Here is a 4,487-nt window from a genome sequence, read left to right on the forward strand (position 1 = left end):
AGCAAGTTATCCCATCAATGGGGTTTGTAGGTGAGTTTACCAGTCACTTTTTCTGTAATTTTACGCATTAATAATTATATTCCGACGATTGATTTCATGAATATACTGAAGAAATGGAATAAAGAATGGCCCGTTTTTTTAAGCAAATCTTTACTTGGTGGAGTGGTAATACTATCGGTACGCGTTTTTTTACATGGCGTAAAGGTAAGCGGATAGGGGAAGATCAATTTGGAAATATATATTATGAGGGGGGATTTCATAAGGATGGTTATCCGCACCGTTGGGTTATTTATAAAGATTATTCTGAAGCATCTACTATTCCACCAGGTTGGCATGGCTGGATTCATCATCGTTTTGATAATCCACCAACCCAAGAAGATTATCATCCCTATGAATGGGAAAAACCTCATGTCGCAAATATGACAGGAACAAGTGAGGCTTATCGACCAAAGGGAGCTATTCCTTACAATGATGAGCGTCCTTGTGTACATGAAGATTATGATGCATGGTTTCCTAAAAAATAAAATGTTTTAATGAGCGCGTGTATTTTCGTCTCATTTGATTCTATGTTATGGCAAGAGTTGTTTTTAAGATGCGATTGATTTTGATATGATGAGATTTTTTTTATTGTTAGGGTTGAGGCATTTTATATATATTTTTTTAATGGAAATTTTAGTGTTTTTATCCTTAAATAGTGGGGTGCGGGCTGAACGTATTAGCAATGGAATTGCTATTTTTGCAGGTCTTGATAAGATTACGGGGCGGACGACACGTTTTGAAGTTTCTCTTGGTGAAATTTATCAGTACGGTGCATTACAGGTAATCCCCCGTGCTTGTTATACGAGTTCTAAAGATGAGCCAACGCGTACAACAGGCTTTGTTGAAGTTAATGAAATAACATTAGATAAAAAAGTACGGCGTATTTTCACAGGATGGATGTTTGCAGATAGTCCTGGTTTAAATGCTGTTGAGCATCCTATTTATGATGTGTGGTTAAAAGATTGCAAGCAGAGTTTTCAAATACCTCTTCAATGATTAGTGTATTATCTATTTTTAATACATCGATTTATAATAATGATTTATCATTTTACAATTTGAATGAGAGGTTTGGATCTCTATGATTTTTTCATTTCAAATTTTCTTATATTGAAACAATCAAAACAATTGCCTTATTCGTTACAGCGGTGAATGTGTGGGTATTTCTGTTTAAGAAAGGAGTGAAAGTTTCTCTCATGAACCTTTTAAATCCAAGGATACTCTATGCAAATCAACGTATTGTTTTTTAGAGCGTTCTATAGGAGATAATTCTTGAATATATCTGTTAGAGGTAGAAATAAAAGGTTTGTTTATATTTATCCAAGAGATGAACTGATTCTTTTGTACGGAATAAGATCACACCCTTTATGAAGAACAGAACGCGATTATATTATAATTTAGGGGTGTATTTAAAAGAGATCTCTTTAAGGCTCATCACATCCATTCCGCTACGGTGCCCACATGAATGGTGTATGATGATAAATACATTGAGTATTTCCTATCTTTATGCTTGTGAAGGAGCAAGAAGATATTATTGCACACTTTGTCAATCCTAAGTTGCAGATTGCTCCTTAGCACTTAAGAATCTTCGTAAGAGTCATTCTTATTCCTCTCTTGTACAATTTTTATCAATACGGCTTTTCTCACTTGTAATGTGCAAGCGAATGGTTTTGATTGTTTCAATATAGACAGGTTTGAGGTGAGAGAATCTTACGATATTTAAAGCTCTAACGCAGTAGGAATAAAATTAAATTATCACTATAAATCAAAAAGTTGATTTTATGAGAAAACAGAATATCGAATACATCATTTATAAAAAATCAATGATTATATCAAAAGAAAACAAATGTCTTGGGTGGACTTTTATTCTCATGGAGTTTTTTATTCAAAAAGTAGAAGCAATTCAATCTCTGTTGTTGGAACAATTGAGATCTAAGATTATTTAAGGTTTCAATTGAAGTATAGCGTGATTAAAGAAACGCAAAAATTGGTATATTTCTAGCAAAAAGCAACATTTATGTATTGTACATTTTTGTGATAGAGTGCTTTATAATTAAGTTTGTTTGTTCATAAGCTCTTGTATATTGCATTGAAAAACTTCACATTTCAATAAGCTGGATATCATTCATTTTGTCAATCATATTTTTGATTATCCATACTTTAAAAAGTCTTTTGTATAAGAGACACGTATTTTTACGGTGAGCTATTGAAGATTTAAAAAGGGAGCCCTCTCAGAGGCGTGAGAAGTTTCCGTATCACAGGGTACGGCATCTTTATTCTGTGTAAAGAATAACCAGTTAAAAATATGAGATTTTATATAATGAAAGTTTCTAGTCATCAATATAAGAATGTTTCCCAATTGCCGAAACAACCTAAAGAACCTTTATTGAATGTTCCACTTATCATTGTTGTCTTGATAGCGTTTTGTTTTTGTATTTATTGTATTCCTCAGTATTTTTTTTCTCATCAGCTTTATATTGAAAGCCTTGAGTTTTTTTCATTTACACCAGCGTTGTTTAAGACGGATCCTATTACGTTTTTTTATACCATGGTGAGTTATTCATTTATGCATGGTAGTTTTAAACATGTTGCCCTTAATATGGTTTGGCTTTTGGTTTTTGGTTCTCCTTTAGTAAGGCATTTTGGTGTTTTACATTTTTTAGTTTTTTGGGTGTTAACGGCAGTTATTTCTGTTTTGACTTATTTTACATTTCACCAAGAAAGTATCATATCACTTGTTGGGGCATCCGGTTCCGTATCTGGAATGATGGGGGCTATTGCACGTTACGGTTTCCCTAGCCGCTATTTAGGTGTCAATACGCAGAAAGAAAAACCTCTGGGGGCTTTATTATCCATCAAAAAAGCCCTTTGTTCCAAGGGCGTACTTATTTACATAAGTGTATGGCTCGTGGCTGATTTTATCATAGGTATTTCTTCCGTTCTGTTTGAAAAAAATGGTATCTCAATAGCATGGGAAGCACATATTGGCGGGTTTTTAGCGGGGTTTTTGTTGGTTGGTTTTTTTGATGGTTCACAAAAAAATTAAAAACTAGAATCTAAGATATTTATGCGCCACATAAAGCGCTATTGTTGCTGCGTTCGAAACATTTAATGATTTAATATTTCCAGGCATGTCAAGGCGTGCTAGAGCGCAAACGGTTTCACGTGTTTTTTTTCGTAAGCCTTTACCTTCTGCTCCTAAAACAAGAGCAATTTTATTCCCTGTTAATGTTGTTTCTAGAGGTTGATCTCCTTCTGAATCAAGACCAAAGCTTGTAAAACCTGTTTGATGGAGTTCTTGAAGAGTTTCAGCGAGGTTTCGTACGGTAATATAATGAATCATTTCCAGAGCTCCTGATGCTGCTTTCGCAAGAACGCCACTTTCGTGGGGAGAGTGACGGCAAGTGGTGATAAGTGCCTTAGCTTTAAATGCAACAGCAGAGCGCATAATAGCACCAACATTATGTGGATCAGTAATTTGATCCATGACAACGACCAGATCAGTACTAGTTAGTTCCGATAGTTTGCATGGTTTGAGAGGAGAAGTTTCCAAAACAATTCCTTGATGAACTGCCTCACTTCCAACAAGCGAATCAAGATATTTTGGGGTGCATAATGTTACAGGGCAGGGATAATCTGATTCGGATATATTTAATCGTTTTAAGGCATTTTGTGTAACGTAAAGGCATTTAAAAATTCTTTTTGGGTTTTTTAAAGCAGCTTGAACGGAATGAATACCATAAAGATAGATTGTCCCTTGCTGTAAAAAAGCGGTTTTCTTTTTCAAGTTTTTAGAAGATCGAGCAGGAGAGCCTTTTGTATCGCGATAGCGGCGACGTAAACGAGCATAATGAGAATTTTGTGATATTTTTTCTTTCATAACTTCTTTATAGCGTTTTAATAAGAAAAATAGCTAGAAAAATTCTATGATTTAAAGATATGAGTAGGAAATTTGTACAGAATTGTATTTATTCTGTTGACAGATACAATCGTAATCGTCATAACCACTTCGCAATCAGATTGAATTGAATGGGTTTCGATATGATTGTCGTGATGCCTCATCGTGCGACTTTGCCGGTGTAATGGAGGGGTGCCCGAGTGGTTAAAGGGGGCGGACTGTAAATCCGTTGCGTATGCTACGTTGGTTCGAATCCAACCCCCTCCACCATTCATCGAAGTAGAGTGAGTATGTAGGTCATGCGGGTATAGCTCAATGGTAGAGCAGCAGCCTTCCAAGCTGAATATGCGGGTTCGATTCCCGCTACCCGCTCCAAATGGTTGTTGGCGATTAGGCAAATACGTATGATGGAAGATATTCCATTATTAAAGTGGGCGGGATTTCTCGTCTAAGGGGTGTGTGATTGGGCTGTGTAAGGTCCAGTTGGATTCAGTTCTGTGGATCTATTTTTAGGTGCTAACGAAGATAGAGAAAAAACAAGAGATTAATAGCG

Annotated in this window: 4 protein-coding genes and 2 tRNA genes; 5 read left to right on the forward strand and 1 reads right to left on the reverse strand. The window is 35.7% G+C overall.

The features are described 5' to 3' along the window. The first annotated feature begins 125 nt into the window (after positions 1 to 125). The 3 genes from BN338_RS05935 (at position 126) to BN338_RS05945 (ending at position 3,082) form a co-directional block, all read left to right on the forward strand. Positions 126 to 524, forward strand: a complete 399-nt coding sequence (locus BN338_RS05935; protein ID WP_039759983.1) for an NADH:ubiquinone oxidoreductase subunit NDUFA12 — start codon at positions 126 to 128, stop codon at positions 522 to 524. An 88-nt stretch (positions 525 to 612) separates the two neighbouring features. After that, complete coding sequence (locus BN338_RS05940; RefSeq protein ID WP_198003686.1) at positions 613 to 1,035, forward strand: DUF2155 domain-containing protein; 423 nt, start codon at positions 613 to 615, stop codon at positions 1,033 to 1,035. Positions 1,036 to 2,356: 1,321 nt separating this feature from the next. Then, complete coding sequence (locus tag BN338_RS05945; RefSeq protein WP_039759988.1) at positions 2,357 to 3,082, forward strand: rhomboid family intramembrane serine protease; 726 nt, start codon at positions 2,357 to 2,359, stop codon at positions 3,080 to 3,082. Positions 3,083 to 3,085: 3 nt separating this feature from the next. Here the strand turns inward: BN338_RS05945 and BN338_RS05950 are convergent, their stop codons facing one another. Continuing rightward, positions 3,086 to 3,916 (reverse strand): TrmH family RNA methyltransferase, encoded by an 831-nt coding sequence (locus BN338_RS05950; protein ID WP_039759992.1) that lies wholly within the window; start codon positions 3,914 to 3,916, stop codon positions 3,086 to 3,088. Positions 3,917 to 4,120: 204 nt separating this feature from the next. On the opposite strand from BN338_RS05950, the gene BN338_RS05955 reads away from it, so the two are divergent. Together BN338_RS05955 and BN338_RS05960 are read left to right on the forward strand one after the other, a co-directional pair. After that, a tRNA-Tyr gene (locus tag BN338_RS05955) sits at positions 4,121 to 4,204 on the forward strand. 31 nt (positions 4,205 to 4,235) lie between these two features. Continuing rightward, positions 4,236 to 4,309: transfer RNA gene (locus tag BN338_RS05960), tRNA-Gly, on the forward strand. The last annotated feature ends 178 nt before the right edge of the window (positions 4,310 to 4,487 follow it).

It is taken from the genome of Bartonella queenslandensis AUST/NH15 (assembly GCF_000312585.1).
In the GTDB taxonomy this organism is placed as follows: domain Bacteria; phylum Pseudomonadota; class Alphaproteobacteria; order Rhizobiales; family Rhizobiaceae; genus Bartonella; species Bartonella queenslandensis_A.

Excerpts from the sequence above, each read along its gene's own strand:
- BN338_RS05945 (WP_039759988.1), top strand. The coding sequence starts at position 2,357 with ATGAAAGTTTCTAGTCATCAATATAAGAATGTTTCCCAATTGCCGAAA.
- BN338_RS05940 (WP_198003686.1), top strand. The coding sequence starts at position 613 with ATGAGATTTTTTTTATTGTTAGGGTTGAGGCATTTTATATATATTTTT.
- BN338_RS05950 (WP_039759992.1), bottom strand. The coding sequence starts at position 3,916 with ATGAAAGAAAAAATATCACAAAATTCTCATTATGCTCGTTTACGTCGC.
- BN338_RS05935 (WP_039759983.1), top strand. The coding sequence starts at position 126 with ATGGCCCGTTTTTTTAAGCAAATCTTTACTTGGTGGAGTGGTAATACT.